The sequence below is a fragment of the Enterococcus hailinensis genome, assembly GCF_045862035.1.
GTDB lineage: Bacteria > Bacillota > Bacilli > Lactobacillales > Enterococcaceae > Enterococcus_A > Enterococcus_A hailinensis.
On sequence record NZ_BAAFRV010000002.1, the window covers coordinates 186,635 to 212,968 of the forward strand.

Sequence of the window (26,334 nt, forward strand, 5' to 3'; positions counted from 1 at the left end):
AGATAAAAAACACCCTTCAAAGATGGACGAATCTCTTCGTTCCACTTTGAAAGGGTGCTTTATTTTATCTTATTTTTTCCATTCTTCGACTTCATTTTGGTGGTCTTTGATCCAGTCTTTTGCAGCTTGGGAAGGATCTTTCCCTTCATTGATTGCTAACATGACGCTTTCCATATCTTTTTGGTTCCAATGGAATTTATCTAAGACTTTATAAGCTTCAGGCTGCTCTTTTTCTAAGCCTTTGCGTGCCATTGTATGGATCGATTCTTCAGAACCCATTGCTCCCTTTGGATCTTCTAAATATTTTAAACCATATTTAGCAAACATCCAATGCGGAGACCAACCAGTGATAACGATTGGTTCTTTCTTTTTAATGGCTTGACCTAATGCAATCGTCATTGCCCCAGATGAAGAAGTTGAGACTTTCCAGTCAGCTAGATTAGGATACGCTTTAAGTGTATTTTCTGCCGCATTCACAACACCTGCTCCTGGTTCAATACCAGTAATGGTTTTCTTTGCTTGATCAGATAGATCTTCGATTGAATTGACATCCATGTAATCCGGTACAACAAGGCCGACTTTAGCGCCTTTTAAGTTGACACCTAAATCATCGACTTGATCTTTGTATTGTGCATACTGAGCTTGATGTGTATTTGGCAACCATGCCGCTACCATCGCATCGGATTCACCTTTAGCTACCGATTCCCACATGATTGCATTATCTAATGGTGTCATATTGACTTTATAGCCCATCTCTTTTAAAACTTCCCCCACTACATGGGTAGATGCAACTTCTGTATCCCATTCAACATAAGTAAGATTGATTGTTCCTTTATTTTTTTCAGCTGCTCCGCCAAAACCAAAAGAAGCGACAACTACGATCACAGCTATAATGCCTGCTGCGATTCCTATTTTTTTCTTCTTCGCTTTTGGCATTTTTTGACTTGCTTGTTGTTTAGGTTTATTCAAATTTTGAGTGAAACGATCGATAATGATCGCTAAAATAACTAATGCCAAACCATTAACGAAGCCATTCCCCACTTGAGCTCGTTGCAAGGCAGAAAGCACGCCACGACCCAAACCAGGTGCGCCGATCATTGAAGCGATGACTACCATTGATAATGCCAACATCGTGGTTTGATTGATCCCTGCTAAAATCGTACTCTTAGCTAATGGCAATTCTAATTTAAATAATTTTTGTTTACCTGTTCCGCCAAATGAATCAGACGCTTCGACCAATTCTTTAGGAATTTGACGAATCCCTAAATTTGTAAATCGGACGGTTGGCGGCAAGGCAAAGATTACTGAGGCAAAAACCCCTGGTACCATTCCGATACCGAAGAACGCAACAGCCGGAATCAGATATACGAATCCAGGCATAGTTTGCATGAAATCCAAAATGGGAGTGATAATTTTTTTGGCTGTTTCATTTTTAGCCATCAAGATTCCCAACGGTACACCAATGATGATTGACAATAAACTTGATAGAACGACTAATGTAATAGTACTCATCAAGTCTGTCCACAATCCCTGATTATAAATAAACAATAAACCAATTAACGTAAAACTCGTTAGTCCCCATTTTTTATTCGAGATAAAAAAGGCAATGACTGTTAATACTAGAATAAATAGTAATGGTGGAATCATCGTTAATATACTAGTCATTCCATCCATCAAAAATTGGCCGCTATGCTGTAAGACTGAAAACAATCCTGCAAAAGTACTGGTCAGCCATTCTGTAAATCCTTCGACCCAATCAGCGACGGGCAAGGCTTGTTGTAAAATATTAGACATTTGCATTCACCTCTCCTGTTTCGATGTCTGTATCTGCTAAAGCTTCTAAGACACTTCCGCGGATGACAACCCCCACTAAGCGATCGTCTTCAACTACAGCAAGTGGTGCCGGTGAATCAAAAATCAAATTAAAGATATCAGTGACTAACATATCTTTAGGAATTCGACGAACATTCTTATCGATCACTTCTTTAAGTGTTAGATTATTTTTACGAGCTTCCAAAGCTTTTTCTGCAGTTAAACTACCTTTTAATTTTCGTTTGCGATCAACAGCTAATAACATGCTGACTTCTTCTTTACGCATTCGATTTAACGCTACATTTGGTCCGTCGACTTCAATATTAGTCGTGAAGGCCGGTACCATGATATTTTGTGCAGTCAATACTTTCGAACGATCGACATCTTCGACAAAGTCACGAACGTATTGGTTGGCCGGATGAGTCAAAATTTCTTCTCCCGTACCGATCTGCATGATCTGTCCATCTTTCATCAGAGCAATTCGATCGCCGATGCGCAACGCTTCATTCAAATCATGTGTGATAAAAATGATCGTTTTTTGGACGTTAGATTGTAAATCTAATAATTCATCTTGCATTTCCCGACGAATTAGTGGATCTAAGGCTGAAAAAGCTTCATCCATCAATAAGATTTCTGGGTCATTTGCTAGTGCTCGCGCTAAACCGACCCGCTGTTGCATTCCACCGGATAATTGATTTGGATATTGGTCTTTAAACGTTAATAGTCCTGAATTATCTAAGGCTTGTTCAGCCTTCGCTTGACGTTCAGCTTTTGGTACGCCTCGTACTTCAAGTCCATATTCCGTATTTTCTAAAACTGTACGATGAGGAAATAAACCAAAATTTTGAAAAACCATATTGATTTTATGGCGGCGTACTTCACGCAAAGCTTCTTTATCCATCTTAGCGATATCTTCACCATCGATGTAGATCTCCCCTGAAGTCGGATCAATCAAACGATTCAACAAACGAATCATAGTCGATTTTCCACTACCAGAAAGACCCATAATGACAAATATTTCACCTTCGTTGACTTCAAAACTTGCATCATAAACCCCAACAGTTGCACCCGTTTTTTCTACGATTTCATTTTTACTGCGATTCTCTTGAATCATTTCAAGGGCTTGTTGCTGCTTCTTACCAAAAATTTTAGTTAGATGCTCTACCTTAACTTTACTCAAAAGATATCCTCCTTATTTTCTGTTTATAGTTCATTTCGTTTATTAAAAGAAACAAAACAATTATTTTTATAAAAGTGACCATACAACACTAACATCATGTGGTCACTTTGTCAAAAAAGATGATGAAAATTTTCTGCAAAAAAAGATAATCTGTCTATTCAAACAAAAAAACAGACCATCGTGATGGTCTGTTTTTTACAAATCATTGGGATAAAATAAATGTTGCATCCGTTGCAAGCCTAATTCATTTCCGACAAAAAACAACGTATCTCCAGCACAAATCTTGGCATAGGGTCCTGGTGAAAGTAACAATTCTTCTTTTTGTTGAATTGCAATGATCGTCGCCCCTGTCTCATGCCAGATATTTAAATCATTAACGGTACTTTCTAAATGTGCAGCAGCTTTCGTTAAAGTCAATTCATAGGGAACGAACGGAGCTGCATTATGGACCCGTTTCGTTTGAGCCAATAATTGATTCAACAATTTACTCATAGCATCTAGTTCTTGGCGCTGATTATTAATACTTTCTTGAATATCATTTTTGATTTCTTGAACTGATTGCACATCTTGATATTGTTCAAAGTATGCACGAGCTTTTTCTCTTGAAAGTACATATGCACCACTGCCATGCCGAACTTCCATAATTTCAAGATCAACTAAGACATTGATCGCTTTGCGCGCTGTCTCGGGAGAAACATTAAAATTACTCGCCAACGTTGAGCGTGCATGGATTTTTTCGCCTACTTTATAACGCTGGTCTGCGATGCGTTCTGCTATTTCTACCGCTATTTGCTGGTATCGTGGAAGCATGACGTGTTTTTTATTTTCGCCTTCCATCACAAAGCCTCTTTTCCTCAAAATTCATTTTTAGCATAGCATATTTTTTTTAGAAAAGCTGTAATCATTCTGTGGAGATTTAAATGAAGTTGTTAGTGCTTTCGCTTTTAGAATTTATTCATATAAGCATTTTTCTGATATTTTTTTATCGCTTTTTATCAAAAAAAAAGCTAGACTAATTCAGATTATTTTTTATGGCAGCTCATATTGAGATAAAGATACTTATTTTTAATTCATTGAAAAGCCATTCTAAAAATAAAAAATAGGAGTGATTATTTGCATTTTTTAATCGGTATTATTGGTTTAGTTCTCGTTTTAGCATTAAGTTTTTTGATTAGTAATGATCGTAAAAAGATTCGTTATACACCACTTTTAGTGATGCTCGTCTTGCAATTTTTATTAGGATTTATTTTACTGCGAACTTCTGTAGGAACAAAAATCGTTGGTGGTTTGGCAAATGTCTTCGACGCACTATTAAGCTTTGCTGGATCAGGAGTTGATTTTGTCTTTGGAGGGATCGCTAATAAAGGCAGCTTCCCGTTCTTCTTAAATGTCTTGATGCCAATCGTATTTATTTCAGCAATTATTGGGATTCTACGTTATATCAAAATCCTACCGCTCTTCATGAAAGGCGTGGGGATCATCTTAAGTAAAATCAACGGCATGGGAAAATTAGAATCTTACAATGGGATTGCTTCTGCTATTTTAGGTCAGTCTGAAGTATTTATTTCGGTCAAAAAAGAATTGCCTACTATCTCTGAAAAACGTTTAACAACAATGAGTATCTCAGCCATGTCGACGGTGTCAATGTCGATTGTTGGTTCTTATATGGCATTGATCCAACCGCGCTATGTTATTACGGCACTCGTACTTAATTTATTTGGTGGATTTATCATTGCCTCAATCGTTAATCCTTACCAATTAGAAAACGATGAATTAGTTATTGAAGAAGATAAAAATCAAACCTTCTTCCAAATGTTGGGCGAATATATTTTGGATGGCTTCCAAGTAGCAATTACAGTAGCAGCGATGTTGATCGGTTTCGTTGCTTTGATCGCGATGATCAACTTTATTTTTGCGAAAATAACTGGTTTAACATTCCAAGAAATTTTAGGCTATATTTTTGCTCCGCTAGCCTTTTTGACAGGTATACCTTGGAAAGAAGCTGTTCATGCCGGCAGCTTGATGGCAACAAAACTGGTGACGAATGAGTTCGTTGCCATGACTGAATTATCTAAAGGTACTTGGCATTTTTCAACACGTACCACAGCAATTGTTTCTGTCTTCTTAGTCTCATTTGCTAACTTTTCTTCCATTGGGATCATCTCAGGTGCTATGAAAGGTCTGAATGAAGAAAAAGGAAATTTAGTTGCAAAACATGGACTAAAAATTCTTTTAAGTGCTAGTTTAGTCAGCTTTTTAAGCGCCATTATCACTGGTCTTATTTTTTAATAAAAAGACGTGAAAGAAAAATCTTTCACGTCTTTTTTATTTTTATAATTGTTCATCCTCGTAGATTTCGTACTCATAAGGAGAGCCTTGATAGAAATACTGTTTGGAAACAGTCGCTTCGTTATCAGTCGCCATTAATTCTTTACGAAATGGGAAACGAACGGCATGACCTTTAGTAGTTTGGCCGCCAGGTAAAATGTAGTACAATTCATCATTTGGTGTTGGTTGATTCAATTGATCCATCACTTCAGAGATTACTTGTTGTTCATCAATCGTTTGATTCTTTGCGACTTTTTTGTAGTCTTCTAAAAAGACCGCTTGTCCTTCAAAAAATATCATATCCATTTTTTCATCACCCTTTCCTTTTAACTGTACCATCTCTGAAGTATTTCCAAAACTAACACGCTTACTCGGCTAAATCTAAATGACCTGCGGGCGTTTGATACAGTGGCCAACTCCCCGCTAGTTCAACCCGAATCAACTGTAATTCAGGATATTCTTTGATCGCCATCACGATTGAATCAATCAATTGTCCTTGTTTCATTAGATGATCTTGTGTGGCTAATAATTGATCCTGATCTAACTCACTGCGATACGTTTGATTTGCTTGCAAAATTTCATGGAAAGCCGCTTTAAATGAACGTTCAACTTTACGTGCCAATTTTGCTTCATTATCTGTCGTATAAGCTATTTGAGCTTTCTCGGCTGTGAACGTTAGGTACACTAATGGTACGGTAGATACTGTTTTTGTAGGAGACACATAATAAAATGCCTCTTCTAAAAGATCTAATGAAATCGTTAATTTCATAAATTCGCCCCTTTTCTGATGCAATTATAGCACTCAACTAATAATTCCTTCGAATAAAGTATTTCAATAAAAAAAACGCCGATTGGCGTTTTTTTTATATCATGACTGTCATTGTTGCGGCAACTAATATCAAAACTAATCCGATGATAGTAATCGTCATTTCTTTTTTGGTTTTCTTTTGTCCTAAGAACCAAATTCCAGTCAATGTGGCTAAGACAACTGACGTTTGCGACAAGATAAAGCCAGTAGCTAATCCGTTCATATCAGGTTGAGCTGAGATCAAGTATGTCAATGCTGCAAAAGCAAAGAAGAAACCTGAGAAAATATGTTTATATGATACAACTTCTGCGAAAGGTGATTTTTCTTTATCTTTCACTGTCAAAATCACAGAATAAACCACAGCAACAATGACCATCCCAATTGCTTGCGGTAAAAAGGCATGCATGCCGTCAATGCTTGTAGCTTGAGGTGCGGCTGAATATGCCCAATAACCAATTTCACCAAAAGCTAATAAGATTACTGCTTTTTTTAGTACACTAGCTTTTTCTTGTGTCTTTTCTTCTGACCAAACAGTCATCCAAGCACCTAAGATGATCAATACCAAAGCAAAAGCTCCGATTAATTTAGCAGTAGCTCCAGGCCAGTTGCCAAGTGCCAAAACGCCCCATAAGGATGCCCCTAACAACTGAAAAGCAGTGGTGATCGGCATTGCTCTTGATGATCCTACCAATGTAAATGATTGGAATGTAATGATTTGTGCAGTTGCCCAACCAATCCCTGAAAGAATTGAAAAGAATAAATCCATTCCTGTGGGAAAACTCATCCCATTCACTAACGCAAATACGATAGCGAAGATTAGAGTTCCTAAAGTAGATCCTAAAATTTGATTAACTGGCCGGCCACCGATTTTAGAAGCAATAGTTGGAAAAAGCCCCCAACCTAATAATGGACCTAATCCAATTAAAATTGCCGTTGCATTCATATAATACTTCCTCCTTGAGTTTTAAAAAATTAAAAGACGACGCCGCTTTCTAATAAGATATTAGCATAAGGGGTCATTTCACCAGTACGAATAAATGCTTTGCTATCATGTAAAGCAGCTTTCATATCTGTATGTGGGATAAAGGTAATCGGCATCTCAGGTAGACGTTCTTTGATTTGTTTCAACATCTCTGGATTTTCAGTTTTTATTTCTTCAGCTAAATAAATGTGTTGGACTTCTAATTCTTCTAGTACATTATTTAATACGGCCATGAAACTAGGAATACCATTATCGACCGCCAAATCAATTTTTTCTGTTGTAGCAGGTACTGGCATGCCAGCATCGCCAATACTTAGTTGATCAAAGTGACCCATTTGAGCGATTACTCGTGAAATATCTGAATTAATTACTTTACCTTTTTTCATTTTGCTACTTCCTTTCTTTCATCCAATTCATTTTTATAAGGGATCGATGGTTGCGCACCAAAACGTTGGACGGTGATAGAAGATGCTTTGTTCCCGTATTTGATGGCTTCTTCTAAATTACTGAAATCTTTTTCTAATACACTGCTCATTGCACCGATAAAAGTGTCCCCTGCAGCCGTTGTATCAACAGCATTTACTTTAAACGCGGGAATAATACCACTACGGCCATTCACATCATAAAATGCGCCCTTACTGCCGATGGTAATAATTACTGCTTCAATTCCTAACTGATGTAGTGAATCAGCGGCAGCTTTTAAACTTGCTTCATCTGTTACTTTGATCCCAGTTAATATTTCTGTTTCTGTTTCGTTTGGTACGACCATATCTGTAACGGCTAATAATTCAGCAGGAACTTTTTCTAATGCAGGTGCTGGATTCAAAATTGTTTTTACCCCAGCTTCACGAGCAATTTTAAACGCCTCTACAGTACTTGCTAAAGTACTTTCAAATTGTGCTACTACAAAATCACTTGCTTTGATTACATCGGCATTTGCTTGAACTTGCTCAGGGGTGAAAGCATTGTTGGCACCCGCGTGAATCATAATACTATTTTCACCTTGATCATCTACTATGATATACGCTTGTCCAGTTGCTTGTTTTTCAAGAGTTTGAACGCCTGAAAGATCGATTCCTTCTTCTGAAAGAAGTTGATGCATCATTTCACCGGCTTCATCGTTTCCAATCGCACCAATAAAATTAGTTTTAGCTTCTGAACGCTTCGCTGCAACTGCTTGATTCGCACCTTTACCACCACCAGCTGAAAAAATTTCTTTAGTATGCATTGTCTCACCTGGTTTAGGCATCTGTTTTACACGAATCGTGCGGTCCAAGTTGATACTACCAATAATTGTAATCGTATTCATTTTAGTCACTCCATTTCGTTTTCTTTAAAATTAAGCGGTTACTATTTTTAAAACGTTTTAGTAAAACGTTTTAATTCGACACCAAAAATATAGCACAGCTTGAAAGCTATTTCAAGTGTGCTGTTGAAAAACGTTTCTTTATTTGAACAGAAAGTTTTTTTTCTTCCCAATCTTTCTTTGGTTGATGAATTCTTTCCAACAACAGTTCCGCGGTTGTTTGCCCTAATTCATAGATTGGTTGTGCTACAGTTGTTAGTTGCGGCGTCATATATTCACACATATCTACATTGTCATAGCCGATCACACTATAATCATCGGGTATTGTTTTACTTGCTTCTGCTAATCCTAGATAGATACCAAAAGCGATCTCATCATTGATTGCAAAAATAGCTGTAACTTCCGAAGCAATAATTGATTCGACTGCCTGTCGTCCACCTTCTTTTGAAAGCTCGCTATGAATTAAAATAGGATTTGAAAAAATTTCGTTAAATCCTTTTAACCGGTTTTGAATATTTTCTGTAGCATCTTCGGGTAATACGACCGCGACTTTTCGATGTCCTAATTCATACAGATGTTCTCCCGCTATTTTCCCTCCTGCAAAATCATCCGTTAGTACTGCATCGCTAAACCCCTTTGCCTTTTTTTGATCTAGTACAATAAAAGGCAAATTCTTTTTCCGCAAAGTTTGGTTGATCGCTTGGTTGGAAATGGCAGAGCTTGCAATAATGTATCCATCTACTCCTCGCCGACTTAATTCTGCTAGATAATTGGTCTCTTTTTCCATATCCAAATCCGCATTACATAACATCGTCACAAAATTTTCACGATATAACACACCCTCAATTCCACGGACTAACGTACTAAAAAAGGGATTGGTTATATCCGGTACTAACACACCGATCGTCTTGCTTTCCTTCATGATCATTCGACGAGCAAAATAATCAGGTTCGTAATTTAATTCCTCTTTGGCTGCCAGTACTTTTTCTACCGTTTTCAGACTAAATTTTTGTGCATTTCCATTTAGAATCTGAGAAACAGTCGCAATCGAGACCCCTGATCGTTTCGCTACATCTTTGATCGTAATTTTTTTATTTTCCATTTAATTCGCTCCTGCTTTAAATTCTGTTTTATTCTCTCACGAAAGGGCTTGCCTGTAAACCAACCAAATCGCACACTTGCTATCATCACAAAATTTATCTATACTGCTTATGATATATTTATAGGAGTGAAATGATGAATAAAAAAACAAAAATTATCCTAGGAATTATTTTTATTATCCTTATTGCTTTAGCTTTTGCTGGAAACTATTTCTATTCATACGCTGTTGTCCCATCAAAGAAGGATTTTTTGTCTAATGGATCAAATAAAAAGTCTACGGAATTGATTGCTGCCGAAAATTGGTTTAATGACGAAAATAATCGTACCACTTGGCACTTAACCTCTAAAGATGATCTCAGATTATCTGCCTATTATTTACCGGCAGAAAAAGATCAACATAAAACAGCCATCGTGGCTCATGGCTATATGGGACAAGCTACCGATATGACTCAATATGCTAAAATCTATCATGATCTTGGTTATAATGTTTTGATACCTGATGCTAGAGGGCATGGGAAAAGCGAAGGTGATTACATAGGATTTGGTTGGCACGAAAGAAAAGACTATGTTCAATGGATCGATCGAGTAGTCGGACAAGATTCAAAATCAGAAATTGTTCTCCACGGTGTCAGTATGGGCGCAGCTACGGTCATGATGACCAGCGGCGAGCAATTACCAACCAATGTTAAAGCGATCATCGAAGATTGCGGCTATAGCTCAGTCAATGGCGAATTAACCTACCAATTGAAGCAACTCTTTAATTTACCAGCTTTTCCATTGATTCCTGTTACTAGTCTGGTAACAAAAATTCGTGCTGGATACTTCTTTGGTGAGGCTGATGCTATTAAACAATTAAAGAAGAACCAGCTGCCGATGCTTTTTATCCATGGTGATAAAGACGATTTTGTTCCTTTCTCAATGCTGGATAAAGTCTACAATGCTACCAATGGACCAAAAGAAAAATATGTCGTCCACGGTGCTGGACACGCTGAATCATTAAGCAAAGATCCAGCTAACTATCAGAAAAAAATGACCGATTTTCTAGCAAAATATATAAAATAAAAAATTTAATAAAAGAGGCTGTGCCCGCTTTGGCACAGCCTCTTTCTGTTTAAAATTCGTTCAAATTCGATTCGATCATTACTTTGATTTCATTACCTTCCATCACTTTATCAAAGGCTTCTCGCCACTCATCCAATGGGTATTTCTTTGTAATCATTTCATCGATATTAATGGCACCTTTTGCTAATAAATGAATCGCAATTGGCCAATCGTATGGATTTTGTGACCGACTACCAATATATTCGATTTCTCGTTGGATGATCGATTCTGTATCTAATTCAACCAGCTTGTTAGCAAACAGTCCTACCTGAACAAACTGACCTTGCTTCCGAATCAACGGTAAACTGGCGTTGACGGCAGGAGCAGCACCTGACGCATCGTAAACTTTATCTACTCCATAACCCTCTGTTAGTTGATTAACAATAGCAGTTAAGTCTTCTTGCATTGTATCAACAACTACATCAGCACCTAATTTTTTAGCTAAATCTAAACGATGTGCATCTTTCGTGATGCCCGTCATGATGACGAAAGCACCAATTTCTTTTGCAATCTGCAGTAAGAATAAACCGATCGGCCCAGGTCCCATGATAATAATTGTATCTTGCAATTCTAAATGACTCTTTTGATACATTGCATGAACACAGCAAGCCAGCGGCTCACTCATCGCTGCTCCCTCGTAGCTTAAATGATCGGGCAAAATGTGGATACTTTCTTCGCGAGCTAATACATAATTGGCCATAGAACCATTTTGTTGAGTTCCAATCCCTTTTCGATTTGAGCACAAATTGTATTGTTTATTTTGACAATAATCGCACTCACCACACACATAAAAAGTTGTTTCACTCGTTACACGATCGCCCACTTTAACTGAAGTTACTTTTTCTCCCACTGCTACTACTTGACCGGAAAACTCATGTCCTAATACTACTGGTGTTGTCGGATTTTTATATTCCCCTTTGAATGTATGGATATCCGAGCCGCAAATACCAGTGTAAGCTACTTTGATCAATACTTTGTCTTCAGTTGCTTCAGGAACAGGTAAATCAATAAATTCCATTTGATCATAACCGGGTGCTTGCTTTGAAACACCCTTCATCATTTTATTACTCATTTTATAAGCCCCCTACATTACTTGTGCTACTAATTCTGATAATTTTAAGAAGATCCATTTCAAGAAATTCCCACCAGTATCTAAATTGGTGATTTGAGCAGCACCTTCTGGGAATTTAACGATTCCTTGAGCCATCTCAGTCAATACTGGTGCAAAGTTCGTTGCCATCAATAAAGCAAAGGCCATGACAACTGTTAATGAAATAACTGAAGTTAAGATATTTCCTCTGCGACTTGGAACAACTAAAGCTGCGAAAAATGGAATCGTTGCCAAATCTCCGAATGGCAAAACGTGATTTCCTGGTAAAATTACGGCTAAGAATAATGTGATCGGGACCATCAAAAGTCCTGTTGATAATGCAGCTGGTGAGCCAGTTGCTAATGCAGCATCCATTCCTAGATAGATTTCGCGGTCACCATAACGACTTTGTAACAATTTTTGTGCTCCTTCTTGGATTGGGATCAAACCTTCCATCAAGATTTTTACCATCCGTGGCATTAAGAACATTACTGCGCCCATGTTCATACCGATTTGTAAAATACCGATTAGATCATAACCACCTAATAAACCTAAGAACATACCAATGATAATTCCCATGATCATCGGCTCGCCAAAGATACCAAAACGTTTTTGGATCGTTTCTGGTTTTACATCTAATTTGTTTAGTCCTGGAATTCGATCCAATACCCATCCGACTGGCAATGCTAAGATTGCATACCCTTGGGCTGAACCTGTCGTAATACTGATTCCTTCAAGACCATAATATTCTTGGACTTTCGGTGCAGTCTTATCAGCAATCACTAAAATAATGATTGAGAATAAAATCCCGCACAAGATGCCAAAGAAGAAACTTCCTGTTACAATATAACCAGTTGCCGCTACAGAACTAACATGCCAGTAGTTCCAGATATCGATATTCAGTGTTTTTGTACGATTTAATGCCAACATAATTAAATTCACTACTAAAATAACTGGAATCATTACAGCCGCGATTGGTTGCGCCCATGTCCCGGCTGAAACTGCTGGCCATCCTGCATCGATGATTGTTAAATTCAAGCCAAATCTCTCGACCATTGCTTGTGCGGCTGGACCAACATTCGTTGTCAATACATTGATGACTAGGTTGATCCCGATCATCCCGATCCCTACAGTGATACCCGAAATAATTGCTTTCTTGACTGGAACTCTGAAAATAATACCTACGATAAAAATAATGATCGGCAACATCACACTTGGACCGGCGCCTAATATACTCTGTACTACGTCCGTTAAACCATCCATAAATTTATTCCTCCTGTTTTGCTTTGATATATTTAATTTTTCTCTTGAAAAAATAAATCTTTCTTCAACACATATATCTTCCACTACGGATCATTAGATCTAAGTGGTTCTTTTTAGTTAGTGAAAGATATACATGTCAATCAAAATTATTGAATACTTTTAGCGGCTTCGATAATTTCATTCTCAACTTTTTCAGTACCGATCCCTGTTAAAAATGCCATCGCTTTGATTGCTGGAATTTTATACTCTGTTGGCAACATTGTTGTTGAAATCAGCATATCCGCTCCATCTTGTTTTGATGCTGCTTCCGAAATTTTAATTTGATTAATTTCTACTGGGATATCATTTCTTGCAAATAGATCCTCTACTTTTCTCATTACCACTGTTGATGTTGCGATTCCTGCTCCACATGCGACTAATACTCGTACTTTTTTCATTATAATTGGCTCCCTTTTATAAGTTATTTTGTTTGATGATTTCAATTAATTCTGATGGGGTCGTTGCTAAAAGCAACTCTGCTAATAATGATTCATTTTGCAATAACCCCATTAACGACTGCAGCATTTCTAATTGTGCATGAGGTTGGTTCAATCCTAATACAAAAATAATTTGTGCTTTAACTTCTTGATTACTGTCTTCCATGCTCTGAAAAACTACTGGATCTTGTAAAGTAACGATTGCAACAAATTCTTCCTGCACACATTCAGCATCTGTGTGGGGAATAGCCGCCCCATAATGGACTAATTGGATACCTGTAGGAAATGTTGCTTCTCTTTTTTTGATTCTTTCCAAAAAATCTTCTCTGACCCAACCAAGATCGGTTGCTTTTTGAGTGACTTGTTCAAATAATTCATCTTGCGAAAAATAATTTTCTTGAGTAAAAACTAATGGTTCTTTTACATACGCACTCAGCGTGGTTGCTTCTGTCATCATTTCTGCCTCCAATACTGCTCATTGAATTCCATCAATGCCGTTCGAATTTCATTTTTTGTTGTGGCTTGTTCCATTTTGATTAACTGTTCATCGCCAGCTAGACTCATCATTTCAAAAATCAAATCCAAATGTTCTTCTTTATCATTTGATGCTAATAAAATGACTGTATGAACTTTGCGTCCATCTTCTGTTAAAATTCCTTTTTTAATGATTCCTAAACTGATCCCTACACCGATAGCTCCAGCTTCTGCCACTGTGTGTGGCAAGGCGATTTTGTGCCGTAGAATTGAATACACTGGCGGCTGAGGCATTTCCTTTTTCAATGCTTCAACATACATAGGTGTGATCACTTGTTTTTGTTCCAAAGGTCTAGCTAGGTTCTCTAAAACTTCTGTCCAACTAATCTTTTCTTCAAAAACTTGGATTGTTTCTTCCTTCAATAAATCAATTAAATGTGGCCGTTTTTTTTCTAAAATTTTTGATTCTTTTGGTGCAAATAAAGTTAGCAGTTCATCATAAAGGTTCGTTTCATCAACATTATCTGCATGTTTTTTAACGACGGCTAAGATTTTTTCTGGCGTTACAGCCTCTGTTTGAATAACTGCTGAAGCTCGTAGAACACGCTCTCTTAATTGCCGTTTTTCTTGTTCATTTAGAAAATTATTGACAACGAAGACTTTTTTTTCCGTTTTTAATGGTACTGCTGAAAAAATATAATCTACTTTGTAATCAGTTCGATAAAATTCACGCGCAGACATTGTTGTAATAAAGTCGATTTCTGGTAATAAATTGCGTAACGTATTTTCTAATAATGCCGCAATAGAAACACCATTAGGACAGACAATAATAGCTTTTTTTCTGTTTTCTGGGTGAATGATTTCAGAACTTTCTACGATATGACTGCCGATAAACAAAGAAATAAAAAATAATTCTGCATCAGGAACCGACTGCTCAAAATACGTTTCTAAAGGACCTGCAGCTTCTTTGACTAAATAAAAGAGTGAAAATAAATTCGCATCTTTATTTTCTTGATAAAATCGAGTTTGTAAATTTAAATGATACTTAATTCGGTAATACGCTGGTCGCATATGAACAAGTAGACGATCTAATAATTTTTCTTTATCTTCTAAGTTAACTCCTGCGATTCGTTCAAAGTTTGCAATAACTTGCTTTAGCGCTTCTTTCATTTTATTAATTGCTTTAACAGAGAGAATATCGCCTCTTGAAAGATTTGTTGTTAACAAAAGCATCGTTAAGTAAACGCGTTCATTTTCACTCAAATCTTCGACATCCCAAATCACTCGGTCAGCGGCTAAATATTCTTTCGTATCTGTTAGTTCCCGATAATTAACTTTAAAACTATACGAAATTAATTTTCCTTTTTGCGCCCGCCGTATCATTAATAAAATCAATAACGGCAATGTTTTTAGCCGTTCGTCTGTAAATTGGACCTCTAGTTCTTCTTCTACTAACTCGACACGTTTCTGGAATGTTTCAACCTGTTGATGATCGATATTAGCAAATTGGATAATTACGTTTACTCCGTTATACATACTAGCTAAATTATTTAATACATCTGACAGCAGGTTGCGCTTATTCCACTCATCGCCTTGGATGAAGTAGCCTTTTTGGCGAGTATATTTCAACTGCAGATCATAGCTTTTCAGTCCTTGATCGACTTCTTTTAAATCGCGAAGAACTGTATTACGACTGACTCTCAATTCATCGATAAAATGATTTAATGATAGATAATCTTCTTTACTTAATAACATTAATTCGACGATTGCCGCTCGTTCTGTACTCGAAAAAACATAATTTTCTGTTTTTTCTCCAAGCGTTTCACCACCACCTTTAAAATTTGAAAGAATTTCATTAGCAATAAGAAAGTGCCCATTTTTTGTTCGTTTGATTTCACTCATCTTTTCTTCTAGCAAGGAATCATTGATTTTTTTCAGCGCATAATTTAATTGTCCTCTAGTTAAATCAAATTTTTCACACAACGTTTTGCTAGTGATTCGTGGATTGTTGATTAACTCAACAAAAATTTGATTGGTTCTTTCTTCTAAATTCATTGTCATCCCTCTTTACATCTTTAATTTAAATGAAAAACGCTTACATTACTACCTTCTTTGTTCCCAATTAATTCAGTGTTTTTTATGCAACTTGGTGTTCTAAAAAACAAACTTGAGCAAAAAAATTATATTATTTCTATAAAACACCTAATTAAAAGCTCTAATTACTTATTGCATCTCTAAACTTTATTGCTAATTATGCAATATGATACTCTATTAAAATTCATAGTTTACCATGAGTCTCATTTTTTGTCTGTTCTTTAATCATCTGATACTCTTCATGATTTAAAACAAAAATCCCGATAAGCGCACTTATCAGGATCACTTTTTTATTTAGATTAGACTTTTTTCAACTAAATAACTGATTAATTTAGCAAATTTCGGTGATTATGAATGCTATCTTTCAAATATTTTTTTCTTTTACCTCAGTGTATATCTTAACCAACTCTGATTTACTTAATTGGGAAAAGGATGTTTTCACTTCATCGGCAACTGATAAGTCTTGCGCTGGGAAAGCTGGATTCGCGAAGCCAATACAAACCATACCTGCATTTTTTACTGCACCAGTACCATTCTTTGTATCTTCGATGCCTAAACAATTTTGCGGTTCTACACCGATTCGCTTCGCTGCCTCTAGATAAACATCCGGTGCTGGTTTAGAAAGTTTGACCTCTTCTGTACTCACAATAGCTGTAAAATATTCTGACAATCCTAATTCAATCAAATTCGTTTTAATTTCTATTAATGATGAAGATGAAGCGACTGCTAATGTTAAACCTGAATCAAATAAACGTTTAACAAAAGCTTGTGCACCTGGAATCGCTCGGATACCATCCTTCTGGATCATCGCTTGACGCAATGAAGTCATTTGCTGGACATACCCTTCAACAGAACCTAAAAGTGAAAATTCCTGTTTCATCTGTTCCCACATATATTCGCTAGTTGTTCCCATAAACTGATAATGATAGCTTTCTTCTACTTCATGTCCCGCATCTTTTAGAATTCGTGATTTACTTTGAAAGTATGTATACTCTGAGTCAACAAGAACACCATCCATATCAAATAATACTGCTTCTAACATCTAAACCCTCCCTAAACTAATTGACTACACTCTACCATATAAGCAAAGATCAATATAGCGCTTTCTAAATAGATAGATAAAAAGAACAGCTATCAGCTGTCCTTATAAAGTTTTTTCGATTGATTTTTCTGGAATAATCCACATTAATAATATTAATACATTAACAATCAATACAGTAATCGGTGCAATCAATTTTCCTAAAACCAACGCTAAAACAGCTAATCCAATTGATAAGTACGACTTAGGATAGTGGCGAAACATTTGTCCAATCTGCGAATTTTTGCCGTTGGCTCGAACCAAAGTCCGAACTAATAAATAATAGGCAATATCGGTTCCTAATATGACTACACCGTACAATGCTTGTGGTGGCCAATCAAAGGGGTAATCCCCGACCCATGCTGTAACATACGGAAACAAAGTCATCATTAAAATCAAAAAATTATTTGCCCATAATACCCATCCATCTACTTTTTTGACAAGTTGAAAAAGATGATGATGATTATTCCAATAGATTGCCAAACTGATAAAACTAATTAAATAGACAATAAATTTATGTTCCATCTGTAAAAAAGCAGACCAGGTCGGTGCACCGGGTTCATGTAATTCTAAAACTAACAACGTCATTATAATTGCAATAACAGCATCAGTAAACGCTTCGATTCGTGATTTAGGCATACAATTTTCTCCGTTCAAAACTTACTATTAATAAGCGTTTTTATTTAACATTTAACCAAAAATAATTCTATTTTACCAGTTAAATACATCTTAAGTTGGACGTAAATGAAAAATACATTTGTTACACTTAATATATCTTAAAAATCCATAGAAAGAAGAAATTTTAAATGTTAGAAAAGTATCCCTTAATTGTTCGCATATTAGCTTTAGTCGGCTTCTTCTTAGTTGCTGGTTTTGTTTTAAGTATCGTCGGAACGATCCTTTCAGGACTAGTAGGTCTGTTCTTTAGATTGGTGATTCCAGTTGCACTTGTTTATTTCTTCGTTAATTGGTTAACTAAACGACGTCGCAGCACGTATTAAATAAAAAATGGTCGCAAGCAGTTATGCTTGCGACCATTTTTTATCCTAAAGCAACATCTAAAATCATCATGATCATAAATCCTAGCATCGCACCAAAGACACCATAGTGATGTTTACTATCTGTTGTTGCTTGCGCTTCAGGAATTAATTCTTCAACAACCACATAGATCATCGCACCTGCAGCAAAAGATAATGCATACGGAAGTAATGGCTCCACTCTTGTTACTAACAATGCCCCGATAACAGCCGCAATGGGTTCAACGATCCCTGACGCTTGTCCATAGAAGAAGGATTTTGTACGACTCAGTCCTTCTTGTCTTAAAGGAATTGAGACAGCTGCACCTTCAGGAAAATTTTGAATCCCAATACCTAAAGAAACAGAAATAGCAGCTAACACAGCAACTGCTGGATTAGCTGCCTCATTCGCAGCTCCAAAAGCTACACCTACTGCTAATCCTTCTGGTATATTATGTAAAGTAATTGAGAAGACTAATAGTATCGTTCGCTTTAAATGACTAGGTAACCCTTCTTTTTCTTTGTTGGGTCCGAAATGCATGTGAGGTAACGTTTTATCTGCTATATATAGAAATAAGCCACCTAAACCAAAACCGATACTCACTACTAACCATGGAATCGATCCATTTTCTTCTGCTGTTGCGATTGCTGGATCTAATAAAGACCAAAAACTGGCAGCAATCATCACACCAGAAGCAAATCCCAACATTAGATTCAATACATTACGATTGATATTTTTAAAGAAAAAAACCAACGCTGCTCCTAGTGCCGTCATTCCCCAAGTAAATAGTGTCCCAATCAATGCTTGCTGCCAAGCATCTAAACTTAGTAACCAATCAATCATATATCCCTCCTGAAAGCGTTTGTCTATACTAACTCTAACACAAGTAATATAAGCTCGTAAACTTATTTTGGAGACACTTTCTTTGCTCCATTTTTTTCACCGAGTTATACTTTTTACATATGAAACTTACGATAAGAAAGCGAGGGAACACTATGTCAACAATCAATGCAGGAGTATCAATGATCAATGTTTTAGAAGCTTGGGAAATTGATCACATCTACGGAATACCAGGGGGTTCATTCAATTCAACCATGGATGCTTTATACCATGAACGTGAATCGATCAAGTATATTCAAGTTCGCCATGAAGAAGCCGGGGCATTAGCAGCCGCAGCAGATGCTAAACTCACAGGAAAAATAGGAGCTGTTTTTGGTTCAGCCGGTCCTGGTGCCAGTCACTTGATCAACGGACTCTACGATGCACAGATGGATCATGTTCCCGTTTTAGCTCTCTTAGGACAAGTTGCTTCAACCTCAATGAATTATGATGCATTCCAAGAATTGAATGAAAATCCTATGTTTGCAGATGTTAGCGTTTATAACCGAACCGTTATGACACCAGAAAGTCTTCCACACGTAGTCGATGAAGCAATTAAAGCAGCTTATAAATATCATGGTGTAGCAATCGTTACTATTCCAGTTGATTTTGGATTTGAAGAAATAAAAAACGCAGAACAAGCCACCGCTGATGCCTATAAGACAAATCGATTATTACCTGAAGAAACAGATATAAAAGCGGCTTTGCCTTTGATCGAAAATGCCAAGCAACCCGTTCTTTATATTGGACAAGGTGTACGTGGTGGTTTTGAAGAAATCAAAGCCTTTGCGGAACATTTCTCTATGCCCATCGCAGCTGCAGTATTAGCCAAAGGAATTATTCCAGACTTGTATGAAAATTTCTTAGGTTTTGCTGCTCGAGTAGCAACCAAACCTGCCAATGAAGCGTTGGCTGATGCTGATGTGATTGTTTTTGTCGGTAGCGATTTTCCCTTTGGACGTTCGTTCTTAAATCCTAAAGCCAAATTTATTCAAGTAGATATCGATGCCGCTAAATTTGGACGTCGCCATACAGTTGATTATTCTATACTCGGTGATGGTGTAACTACATTGCGCCGTTGGGTCGAGCTTGGAGTAGCACGTCCCGCCGATGATTGGCTAAAAGCAAACCAAGAAAACATTCGTAATTGGCATGCGTGGCGAAAAAGCTTCTATCATGACTCAGCGACACCTTTACGTTCAGAACCTGTTTTTAAAGAAATCAATCGGATTGCTGAAAATGATGCTGTCTTTGTATCTGATGTCGGAAATGTCACACTAAATGCTATTCGACATTTGGAAATGAACGGTGAACAACAATTTACGACTTCTGGCTGGTTTGCTACTATGGGTAATGGTGTCCCAGGAGGTATCGCTGCTCAATTAAGTTATCCTGAAAAACAAGTCTTTACTCTAAGTGGTGACGGCGGTTTTGCTATGCAGATGCAAGATATCATCACCCAAGTGAAATATCAATTACCAGTTATTAATGTCGTTTTCTCAAACGATGCCTTTGGTTTTATTGAAGCAGAACAAGAAGATACAGAACAGCAAAAATTTGGCGTCTTTTTGGACGGTGCTGACTTTGGTAAAGTTGGTGAAGCTCTTGGTGCAGATGGTTTTACTATTACAGAATATAGCCAACTCGAACCAGCCTTTACTGCTGCGAAAGCCAGCAATCGACCGGTTGTGATCGATGTAAAAATCAAAGATGAACGCCCGCTACCAGTTGAAGCGTTAGAATTAGAGCCTGGAAAATTCTCAGCAGAACAAATCCAGACTTTCAAAGAAAAATACCAAGTTCATGACATGCCTACTTTGCGTGAACTATTAAATTATTAAGAACTAAAAAGGTGTTCCGGATGTATCGGAACACCTTTTTTACATTCTACGAATTGTTTGTTTCCCTTCTAATTCAAGTTGTTGGGCTAACTCTTTAGCAGTAGATTCTCGATTTACTAATGCTTGCAATAGCATAGGTAAATTCACCCCAGTTACAAGTGCTTGGCGTGGATCATCCATCATGCAATAGCTAGCATAGCGAAATGGTGTTCCGCCAAACATATCGACTAGCCAAATAAGTTCATCATTTTCCTTCAATACTTGCTCTGCCACATTTTCAACCATTACTTGAATGCCTGTGGCTCCTGGTTCAATATTTAATGTTTCCACACAGCTTTGATCGCCTAAAATGGCTTCAGCCGTTTTTAATAGACTCTCTGCTAAATGGTCGTGGGTCGCGATAATAATCCCGATCATTCTGACACATCCCTTCGATTCTAAGTCTATCCTATTTTAAATCCCAAGTAAATTCTTAAGGATGCTTGAAACTTAAGATGTTCCCCGATATAATGCAAAGAGGCCTTGTGCCAATACTGATAAAGTGAGGAAAATCATTGATTACAGTAAGTGATGTTAGTTTACAGTTTCCTGACCGTAAATTATTTGATGACGTAAATATTAAATTTACTCCCGGCAATTGTTACGGGTTGATCGGCGCAAATGGTGCCGGAAAATCAACTTTTCTTAAGATTTTAGCAGGCGATATCCAGCCTTCTACTGGCTCTGTTACTTTAGGACCGAACGAACGAATGGCTGTTTTAAAACAAAATCATTTTGACTTTGAAGAATACACCGTTCTGGAAACAGTCATCATGGGGCATGAGCGTTTATACGAAGTGATGCAAGAAAAAGATGCTATCTATATGAAAGAAGATTTTTCTGATGAAGATGGCATTCGAGCAGCTGAACTAGAAGGTGAATTTGCTGAACTTGATGGCTGGGAAGCCGAACCTGAAGCAGCCGTCTTGCTTCAAGGATTAAATATTTCCGAAGATCTACACCAACAAAAAATGAGCGAGTTGACTGCTGGCCAAAAAGTAAAAGTGTTATTAGCGCAATCTCTTTTCGGCAAACCCGATGTTTTGCTTCTAGATGAACCAACCAACGGATTAGACATCCAATCGATCAACTGGTTAGAAGAATTCTTGATTAATTTTGATAACACCGTGATCGTTGTATCCCATGACCGTCATTTCTTGAATAAGGTTTGTACCCACATGGCTGATCTAGATTTCGGAAAAATCAAATTATATGTTGGAAACTATGATTTCTGGTTAGAATCTAGTCAACTGGCTACAAAATTACAGTCTCAACAAAATGCTAAAAAAGAAGAACAAATCAAAGAACTACAAGAATTTATTGCACGCTTTAGTGCCAATGCCTCAAAATCAAAACAAGCAACTTCGCGGAAAAAAATGTTAGACAAAATTACTTTAGATGACATTCAACCATCTTCACGTCGTTATCCATTCGTTCAATTCAAACCTGAACGTGAAATTGGAAATGACTTGTTACAAGTAGATGGTGTCAGCGTAACAATCGATGGCAAAAAAGTTTTAGATAATATCTCGTTCACTCTGAATCGTGATGATAAAGTTGCTTTTGTTGCTGAAAATGACTTAGTGACAACAACGCTATTTAAAGTAATCATGGGTGATTTAAAACCTGATACAGGTACTGTTCGCTGGGGCGTTACGACTAGCCAAGCATACTTGCCAAAAGACACGACCAAAGAATTTGATAGCTCAATGCCAATTCTTGATTGGTTGCGTCAATATGCAAGTAAAGAAGAAGATGACAATACCTTTTTACGTAGTTTCTTGGGACGTATGTTATTCTCAGGCGATGAAGTCATGAAATCTGTCAATGTTTTATCTGGTGGAGAAAAAGTTCGTTGTATGTTATCTAAATTGATGCTTTCGAAATCCAATGTCTTAGTATTAGATGATCCAACAAATCATTTAGATTTAGAATCGATTTCAGCATTGAATGAAGGTTTGATTGCTTATAAAGGTTCGATCCTATTCGCTTCTCATGATCATCAATTCATTCAAACAATCGCTAATCGGATCATCGCGGTTTCAAGTAACGGTGTAGTGGATCGTGCTGAAACTACTTATGATGAGTTTTTAGAAAATCCAGAAGTACAGAAACAAATGAGTACTCTCTACTAATAAAAAAACTGTGCGAGTCTTTCGCGCAGTTTTTTTATTTTTGCATATCTGTACTACTGCTGTACCACTCTTACTCTATTGTTAGTTTTATTAGCATAAATTTTATTTATATGATAGTCTAATAGCTATAAAGGAGCTTAAAATGAATTTTAAAGACTTAGAATATTTTCAACGCTTAGTGCGTGAAAAGAGTTTTACCAAAGTGGCAAAAGCTTTTCATGTCAGCCAACCCACCATTACATACGCAGTCAAACGCTTAGAAGAAGAGCTTGGAACAGAACTTGTCTATCGTGACCAATCTCATAAACAATTAGTTATTACTCAATCCGGTATGGTATTGTCTCGTCATATCTCTAATATCCTAAAAGAATTAACGATCGCAGTAACTGAAATTGATCGCTTGAAGGATGAAACACTCGATTTTGGGCTACCTCCGATTATTGGAAATTTTTATTTTCCAAAATTATCTTCTTATCTTTTTCAAAATAATCTTATGCGTCATATCCATCTAGTAGATGGCGGTTCACGAGATCTCTACAGCCTATTGCGCCGCGGTAAAATTGATTTAGCTTTATTGGGAACAATCGAACCAATTCACGATGACGAATTAACTAGCGAATTGCTGGTGGAAAAAAACTTTATGATCGTAGTGAGTCCTGATCATCACTTAGCTACACGTAAAGAACTCTCCTTCGCTGAACTTAAAGATGAACCTTTTGTTTTGTTGAATGAACATTACGTCCACCCAACAGCCTTTAAAATGATGGCTAAACAAGCTCATTTTGAACCTCAGATCATCTACCAAAATAATAATTTGAATATTTTAAAAGGAATGATCCAAGAAAAAGTAGGTATCGGATTTTTAGCAGAACTGGCAGTATCTCCTGAAGATAATTTAGTCACGATTCCGATCACAGATCAGCCTCAACCAACTTTTATGATTTCATTAGTTCAAAGAGAACAAGTTTTAGATACAGTAGTTCGAGGGCAACTAATTGACCTTATTCGTGAATTTAGCCAACAAAAAAATTAAAAAAAAAAAACGAGGAAATCTATTCTGATTTCCTCGTTTTTTATTAAGTTCGTTTATTTCCACGGGTAAATACCGCAATACAACCTAATCCAGTATGGCTAGAAATCGTCGTTCCTAATGGAAAGATCTTGATTTCTTTTGGATGAATACTTTCTTCTAAATGACGTTTTACTTCTTCGGCACCCGCCTGATCAGCACTCGTGGTAATAAAAATCGTTTGATTTTCAGGGTCTGTTGTGGCAGCACTGATTTTATCGGCTACTAACTGCAATGCCTTTTTACGACCACGGATCTTTTCAACATTTTGTAATTTACCTGCTACATCTACAGTAATAATTGGTTTGATATTCATTAACCCGCCAATCGCTGCGCTTGTTCTGGAAATACGTCCGCCTCTTTGTAAATGGTGTAGATCATCTACAGTTACCCAATGATGATAGGTTAATTTATTTTCTTCTAACCAGTTATATAAAGCGTTCAGAGACATTCCTGCTTGCTGCTTCTGAGCAGCTTCATAAACCATTAATCCTTCACCGCCACTGGCTGCTAAAGAATCAACGATATATACTTCGGCATCTGGCAGATCTTCTTTTAAAATTTCAACAGCTTGTAGTGCGCTTTGATACGAGCCACTCATACCTGATGAAAAACAAATATACAAAATAGGAATATTCTTTTCTGCATAACTACGGAAAAATTCCACATAGCGTCCCACATTGACTTGTGAAGTCGTTGGCATGGCGCCCTCTTTGATTTTTTGATAAAAATCATCAATCTTAAAATTTCGACCTAAATCATCTGCGATTTCATTACCTTCAACGGTAACATACATCGAAATAAAATCGACATTATTTTCTTCTAGTAATGCATAAGGTACATCACAACAAGAATCTGTCAGAATTTGATACATATTGTTTTCCTCCAAACACCCACATCATAGTATCTTTATTTTACTAAATTATTGAGTGCTTGTCTCACGATTTGTTAGATTTGCGCCCAAACACTTTCCATAATATTTGTTTGGTTACGATCTGGACCTACAGAAAAAGTAGAAATCCGAACACCGACTAGCTCAGAGATGCGACGAACATAATTACGTGCATTTTCAGGAAGATCAGCTAGATCACGACAGCCTGTGATATTTTCACTCCAACCAGGTAATTCTTCATACACAGGTTTACAGCGATTCAATTCTTTTAAGCTTGCTGGATAATGGTAAATCAATTCTCCATCTAACTCATAAGCTGTACAAATTTTAACCGTTTCTAAACCGCTCAATACATCAATCGAATTCAAAGATAGATTTGTGATCCCAGAAACCCGTTTTGAATGGCGCATTACAACTGTGTCAAACCAACCGACACGTCGCGGACGTCCTGTTGTTGTCCCATATTCACGACCAACCTCACGAATTTGATCGCCGATTGCATCAGATAATTCAGTTGGAAACGGACCATCACCGACACGGGAAGTATAAGCTTTACAAACACCTACGACTTTATCAATTTTTGATGGACCTACCCCGCTTCCGATAGTTACACCACCAGCAACTGGATTCGACGAAGTGACAAATGGATATGTCCCTTGATCAATATCTAGCATTACGCCTTGTGCTCCTTCAAATAGTACTCGCTTGCCTTCGTCTAATGCATCATTCAAGATAACAGAAGTATCTGTTACATATTTCTTGATTTGTTGACCATATTCATAATATTCTTCAAAAATATCAGCAAAATCAATAGCTTCGTCATCAAACATTTTGACAAATTGACGATTCTTTTCTTCTAAATTGATTTTCAAACGTTCTTCAAAAATTTCTTTATCTAATAAATCAGCAATTCTGATCCCAACACGAGCTGCTTTATCCATATATGCTGGTCCGATACCTTTGATTGTTGTACCGATTTTATTTTCACCTTTTGCATCTTCTTGTAATTGATCTAATTTGATGTGATATGGCAAAATGACATGAGCACGATCGGAAATACGTAAATTATCTGTTGCAACTCCCCGTTCATGTAAATAAGCTAACTCGGTTACTAATGATTTAGGATTGACGACTACGCCATTACCAATAACGCTTATCTTTTCTTTGTAAAAGATCCCAGAAGGAATCAAATGTAATTTATATGTTTCATTGTCAAATTTGATTGTATGACCTGCGTTATCTCCACCCTGGTAACGAGCAATGACTTCTGCATTTTCACTTAAAAAATCTGTGATTTTTCCTTTACCTTCATCGCCCCACTGCGTTCCTACAACTACTACAGATGACATCTGAACACCTCATTTAATTT

General features: G+C 37.0%; 26 protein-coding genes. 6 read left to right on the forward strand and 20 right to left on the reverse strand.

Going from position 1 to position 26,334, the window contains the following annotated elements:
• Positions 1-69: 69 nt before the first annotated feature.
• From ACKTSC_RS02700 to ACKTSC_RS02710, 3 genes are all read right to left on the reverse strand, one after another.
• Entirely contained in the window at positions 70-1,794 is a 1,725-nt protein-coding gene (locus tag ACKTSC_RS02700) for an ABC transporter permease/substrate binding protein (RefSeq protein ID WP_332579899.1), read from the reverse strand.
• Complete coding sequence (locus tag ACKTSC_RS02705; protein WP_407855114.1) at positions 1,787-2,992, reverse strand: quaternary amine ABC transporter ATP-binding protein; 1,206 nt, start codon at positions 2,990-2,992, stop codon at positions 1,787-1,789. The genes ACKTSC_RS02700 and ACKTSC_RS02705 overlap by 8 nt, the downstream gene beginning before the upstream one ends.
• 195 nt (positions 2,993-3,187) lie before the next feature.
• Positions 3,188-3,829: a GntR family transcriptional regulator gene (locus ACKTSC_RS02710; RefSeq protein ID WP_407855115.1), complete on the reverse strand. Its 642-nt coding sequence runs from the start codon at positions 3,827-3,829 to the stop codon at positions 3,188-3,190.
• Positions 3,830-4,105: 276 nt separating this feature from the next.
• Here ACKTSC_RS02710 and ACKTSC_RS02715 point away from each other — a divergent pair, with 276 nt between their 5' ends.
• Positions 4,106-5,281 carry a NupC/NupG family nucleoside CNT transporter gene (locus ACKTSC_RS02715; protein ID WP_407856749.1) on the forward strand — a complete coding sequence of 392 codons (1,176 nt, stop codon included), beginning with the start codon at positions 4,106-4,108 and terminating at the stop codon, positions 5,279-5,281.
• Positions 5,282-5,323: 42 nt separating this feature from the next.
• Here ACKTSC_RS02715 and ACKTSC_RS02720 read toward each other — a convergent pair whose 3' ends face one another.
• From ACKTSC_RS02720 to rbsR, 6 genes are all read right to left on the reverse strand, one after another.
• On the reverse strand, positions 5,324-5,626 hold the full coding sequence (locus ACKTSC_RS02720; protein WP_407856750.1) for a hypothetical protein: 303 nt from the start codon (positions 5,624-5,626) through the stop codon (positions 5,324-5,326).
• A 61-nt stretch (positions 5,627-5,687) separates the two neighbouring features.
• Positions 5,688-6,089, reverse strand: a complete 402-nt coding sequence (locus ACKTSC_RS02725) for a hypothetical protein (protein WP_407855117.1) — start codon at positions 6,087-6,089, stop codon at positions 5,688-5,690.
• Positions 6,090-6,183: 94 nt separating this feature from the next.
• Positions 6,184-7,071, reverse strand: coding sequence for a ribose/proton symporter RbsU (rbsU, locus tag ACKTSC_RS02730; RefSeq protein WP_332579905.1), 888 nt, complete (start codon positions 7,069-7,071; stop codon positions 6,184-6,186).
• A gap of 29 nt (positions 7,072-7,100) precedes the next feature.
• Complete coding sequence (rbsD, locus tag ACKTSC_RS02735; protein ID WP_407856751.1) at positions 7,101-7,496, reverse strand: D-ribose pyranase; 396 nt, start codon at positions 7,494-7,496, stop codon at positions 7,101-7,103.
• A complete protein-coding gene (gene rbsK / locus ACKTSC_RS02740; protein WP_407856752.1) occupies positions 7,493-8,419 on the reverse strand; it encodes a ribokinase in 927 nt (308 codons plus the stop codon). The genes rbsD and rbsK overlap by 4 nt, the downstream gene beginning before the upstream one ends.
• A gap of 106 nt (positions 8,420-8,525) precedes the next feature.
• Positions 8,526-9,518, reverse strand: a complete 993-nt coding sequence (gene rbsR / locus ACKTSC_RS02745; RefSeq protein WP_407856753.1) for a ribose utilization transcriptional repressor RbsR — start codon at positions 9,516-9,518, stop codon at positions 8,526-8,528.
• A gap of 134 nt (positions 9,519-9,652) precedes the next feature.
• Between rbsR and ACKTSC_RS02750 the strand changes: the two genes are divergently transcribed.
• Positions 9,653-10,579, forward strand: coding sequence for an alpha/beta hydrolase (locus ACKTSC_RS02750; RefSeq protein WP_407856754.1), 927 nt, complete (start codon positions 9,653-9,655; stop codon positions 10,577-10,579).
• Positions 10,580-10,628: 49 nt separating this feature from the next.
• Here ACKTSC_RS02750 and ACKTSC_RS02755 read toward each other — a convergent pair whose 3' ends face one another.
• The 7 genes from ACKTSC_RS02755 to ACKTSC_RS02785 all read right to left on the reverse strand — a co-directional run bounded on the left by ACKTSC_RS02755 (position 10,629) and on the right by ACKTSC_RS02785 (position 17,732).
• Complete coding sequence (locus ACKTSC_RS02755; protein ID WP_407856779.1) at positions 10,629-11,678, reverse strand: zinc-binding dehydrogenase; 1,050 nt, start codon at positions 11,676-11,678, stop codon at positions 10,629-10,631.
• 24 nt (positions 11,679-11,702) lie between these two features.
• Positions 11,703-12,971, reverse strand: a complete 1,269-nt coding sequence (locus tag ACKTSC_RS02760) for a PTS galactitol transporter subunit IIC (protein ID WP_407855122.1) — start codon at positions 12,969-12,971, stop codon at positions 11,703-11,705.
• 146 nt (positions 12,972-13,117) lie between these two features.
• Entirely contained in the window at positions 13,118-13,408 is a 291-nt protein-coding gene (locus ACKTSC_RS02765; protein WP_407856755.1) for a PTS sugar transporter subunit IIB, read from the reverse strand.
• A 16-nt stretch (positions 13,409-13,424) separates the two neighbouring features.
• Positions 13,425-13,901, reverse strand: a complete 477-nt coding sequence (locus ACKTSC_RS02770) for a PTS sugar transporter subunit IIA (protein WP_407856780.1) — start codon at positions 13,899-13,901, stop codon at positions 13,425-13,427.
• Positions 13,901-15,976, reverse strand: a complete 2,076-nt coding sequence (locus ACKTSC_RS02775; RefSeq protein WP_407856756.1) for a BglG family transcription antiterminator — start codon at positions 15,974-15,976, stop codon at positions 13,901-13,903. Before ACKTSC_RS02775 ends, ACKTSC_RS02770 begins: the two co-directional genes overlap by 1 nt.
• Before the next feature lie 403 nt (positions 15,977-16,379).
• Positions 16,380-17,057 (reverse strand): HAD family hydrolase, encoded by a 678-nt coding sequence (locus tag ACKTSC_RS02780; protein WP_407856757.1) that lies wholly within the window; start codon positions 17,055-17,057, stop codon positions 16,380-16,382.
• A 102-nt stretch (positions 17,058-17,159) separates the two neighbouring features.
• Positions 17,160-17,732 carry a TMEM175 family protein gene (locus ACKTSC_RS02785; protein WP_332579915.1) on the reverse strand — a complete coding sequence of 191 codons (573 nt, stop codon included), beginning with the start codon at positions 17,730-17,732 and terminating at the stop codon, positions 17,160-17,162.
• Between the two features lie 167 nt (positions 17,733-17,899).
• Here ACKTSC_RS02785 and ACKTSC_RS02790 point away from each other — a divergent pair, with 167 nt between their 5' ends.
• On the forward strand, positions 17,900-18,094 hold the full coding sequence (locus tag ACKTSC_RS02790) for a hypothetical protein (RefSeq protein ID WP_332579916.1): 195 nt from the start codon (positions 17,900-17,902) through the stop codon (positions 18,092-18,094).
• A 40-nt stretch (positions 18,095-18,134) separates the two neighbouring features.
• Here ACKTSC_RS02790 and ACKTSC_RS02795 read toward each other — a convergent pair whose 3' ends face one another.
• On the reverse strand, positions 18,135-18,953 hold the full coding sequence (locus ACKTSC_RS02795) for a ZIP family metal transporter (protein ID WP_332579917.1): 819 nt from the start codon (positions 18,951-18,953) through the stop codon (positions 18,135-18,137).
• A gap of 152 nt (positions 18,954-19,105) precedes the next feature.
• Here ACKTSC_RS02795 and spxB point away from each other — a divergent pair, with 152 nt between their 5' ends.
• Entirely contained in the window at positions 19,106-20,830 is a 1,725-nt protein-coding gene (gene spxB, locus ACKTSC_RS02800; RefSeq protein ID WP_407856758.1) for a pyruvate oxidase, read from the forward strand.
• Positions 20,831-20,869: 39 nt separating this feature from the next.
• On the opposite strand, the gene ACKTSC_RS02805 is transcribed toward spxB, so the two are convergent.
• The gene (locus tag ACKTSC_RS02805) at positions 20,870-21,247 is read right to left on the reverse strand and encodes a PTS sugar transporter subunit IIA (protein WP_407856759.1); all 378 of its coding nucleotides are present in this window, start codon (positions 21,245-21,247) and stop codon (positions 20,870-20,872) included.
• Between the two features lie 137 nt (positions 21,248-21,384).
• Here ACKTSC_RS02805 and ACKTSC_RS02810 point away from each other — a divergent pair, with 137 nt between their 5' ends.
• Together ACKTSC_RS02810 and ACKTSC_RS02815 are read left to right on the forward strand one after the other, a co-directional pair.
• The gene (locus tag ACKTSC_RS02810; protein ID WP_332579920.1) at positions 21,385-23,004 is read left to right on the forward strand and encodes an ABC-F family ATP-binding cassette domain-containing protein; all 1,620 of its coding nucleotides are present in this window, start codon (positions 21,385-21,387) and stop codon (positions 23,002-23,004) included.
• A 142-nt stretch (positions 23,005-23,146) separates the two neighbouring features.
• A complete protein-coding gene (locus ACKTSC_RS02815; protein WP_332579921.1) occupies positions 23,147-24,037 on the forward strand; it encodes a LysR family transcriptional regulator in 891 nt (296 codons plus the stop codon).
• Between the two features lie 43 nt (positions 24,038-24,080).
• On the opposite strand, the gene ACKTSC_RS02820 is transcribed toward ACKTSC_RS02815, so the two are convergent.
• On the reverse strand, positions 24,081-24,947 hold the full coding sequence (locus tag ACKTSC_RS02820) for a DegV family protein (protein ID WP_407856760.1): 867 nt from the start codon (positions 24,945-24,947) through the stop codon (positions 24,081-24,083).
• A 74-nt stretch (positions 24,948-25,021) separates the two neighbouring features.
• Positions 25,022-26,314, reverse strand: coding sequence for an adenylosuccinate synthase (locus ACKTSC_RS02825; protein WP_407856761.1), 1,293 nt, complete (start codon positions 26,312-26,314; stop codon positions 25,022-25,024).
• Positions 26,315-26,334 lie beyond the last annotated feature (20 nt).

Coding starts and splice junctions, on each gene's coding strand:
- ACKTSC_RS02700 (WP_332579899.1), bottom strand. CDS start 1,794: ATGTCTAATATTTTACAACAAGCCTTGCCCGTCGCTGATTGGGTCGAA.
- ACKTSC_RS02710 (WP_407855115.1), bottom strand. CDS start 3,829: ATGGAAGGCGAAAATAAAAAACACGTCATGCTTCCACGATACCAGCAA.
- ACKTSC_RS02720 (WP_407856750.1), bottom strand. CDS start 5,626: ATGGATATGATATTTTTTGAAGGACAAGCGGTCTTTTTAGAAGACTAC.
- ACKTSC_RS02725 (WP_407855117.1), bottom strand. CDS start 6,089: ATGAAATTAACGATTTCATTAGATCTTTTAGAAGAGGCATTTTATTAT.
- rbsU (WP_332579905.1), bottom strand. CDS start 7,071: ATGAATGCAACGGCAATTTTAATTGGATTAGGTCCATTATTAGGTTGG.
- rbsD (WP_407856751.1), bottom strand. CDS start 7,496: ATGAAAAAAGGTAAAGTAATTAATTCAGATATTTCACGAGTAATCGCT.
- rbsK (WP_407856752.1), bottom strand. CDS start 8,419: ATGAATACGATTACAATTATTGGTAGTATCAACTTGGACCGCACGATT.
- rbsR (WP_407856753.1), bottom strand. CDS start 9,518: ATGGAAAATAAAAAAATTACGATCAAAGATGTAGCGAAACGATCAGGG.
- ACKTSC_RS02750 (WP_407856754.1), top strand. CDS start 9,653: ATGAATAAAAAAACAAAAATTATCCTAGGAATTATTTTTATTATCCTT.
- ACKTSC_RS02755 (WP_407856779.1), bottom strand. CDS start 11,678: ATGATGAAGGGTGTTTCAAAGCAAGCACCCGGTTATGATCAAATGGAA.
- ACKTSC_RS02760 (WP_407855122.1), bottom strand. CDS start 12,971: ATGGATGGTTTAACGGACGTAGTACAGAGTATATTAGGCGCCGGTCCA.
- ACKTSC_RS02765 (WP_407856755.1), bottom strand. CDS start 13,408: ATGAAAAAAGTACGAGTATTAGTCGCATGTGGAGCAGGAATCGCAACA.
- ACKTSC_RS02770 (WP_407856780.1), bottom strand. CDS start 13,901: ATGACAGAAGCAACCACGCTGAGTGCGTATGTAAAAGAACCATTAGTT.
- ACKTSC_RS02775 (WP_407856756.1), bottom strand. CDS start 15,976: ATGAATTTAGAAGAAAGAACCAATCAAATTTTTGTTGAGTTAATCAAC.
- ACKTSC_RS02780 (WP_407856757.1), bottom strand. CDS start 17,057: ATGTTAGAAGCAGTATTATTTGATATGGATGGTGTTCTTGTTGACTCA.
- ACKTSC_RS02785 (WP_332579915.1), bottom strand. CDS start 17,732: ATGCCTAAATCACGAATCGAAGCGTTTACTGATGCTGTTATTGCAATT.
- ACKTSC_RS02790 (WP_332579916.1), top strand. CDS start 17,900: ATGTTAGAAAAGTATCCCTTAATTGTTCGCATATTAGCTTTAGTCGGC.
- ACKTSC_RS02795 (WP_332579917.1), bottom strand. CDS start 18,953: ATGATTGATTGGTTACTAAGTTTAGATGCTTGGCAGCAAGCATTGATT.
- spxB (WP_407856758.1), top strand. CDS start 19,106: ATGTCAACAATCAATGCAGGAGTATCAATGATCAATGTTTTAGAAGCT.
- ACKTSC_RS02805 (WP_407856759.1), bottom strand. CDS start 21,247: ATGATCGGGATTATTATCGCGACCCACGACCATTTAGCAGAGAGTCTA.
- ACKTSC_RS02815 (WP_332579921.1), top strand. CDS start 23,147: ATGAATTTTAAAGACTTAGAATATTTTCAACGCTTAGTGCGTGAAAAG.
- ACKTSC_RS02820 (WP_407856760.1), bottom strand. CDS start 24,947: ATGTATCAAATTCTGACAGATTCTTGTTGTGATGTACCTTATGCATTA.
- ACKTSC_RS02825 (WP_407856761.1), bottom strand. CDS start 26,314: ATGTCATCTGTAGTAGTTGTAGGAACGCAGTGGGGCGATGAAGGTAAA.